Source organism: Corynebacterium sp. HMSC034H07, from assembly GCF_001815175.1.
Classification (GTDB): Bacteria; Actinomycetota; Actinomycetes; order Mycobacteriales; family Mycobacteriaceae; genus Corynebacterium; species Corynebacterium hiratae.
The window spans coordinates 1-474 of sequence record NZ_KV819508.1; the positions used below are offsets into that span (position 1 = coordinate 1).

Annotated in this window: 1 rRNA gene; it reads left to right on the forward strand. The window is 55.9% G+C overall.

The features are described 5' to 3' along the window. Window positions 1-474, forward strand: a 16S ribosomal RNA gene (locus tag HMPREF3009_RS03210); the annotation flags it as partial.

Consider the following 474-nt stretch of genomic DNA (forward strand, 5'->3'; position numbering starts at 1 on the left):
GCATGGTTGTCGTCAGCTCGTGTCGTGAGATGTTGGGTTAAGTCCCGCAACGAGCGCAACCCTTGTCTTATGTTGCCAGCATTTGGTTGGGGACTCATGAGAGACTGCCGGGGTTAACTCGGAGGAAGGTGGGGATGACGTCAAATCATCATGCCCCTTATGTCCAGGGCTTCACACATGCTACAATGGTCGGTACAACGCGCAGCGACACTGTGAGGTGGAGCGAATCGCTGAAAGCCGGCCTTAGTTCGGATTGGGGTCTGCAACTCGACCCCATGAAGTCGGAGTCGCTAGTAATCGCAGATCAGCAACGCTGCGGTGAATACGTTCCCGGGCCTTGTACACACCGCCCGTCACGTCATGAAAGTTGGTAACACCCGAAGCCAGTGGCCTAAACTTGTTAGGGAGCTGTCGAAGGTGGGATCGGCGATTGGGACGAAGTCGTAACAAGGTACCCGTACCGGAAGGTGCGGG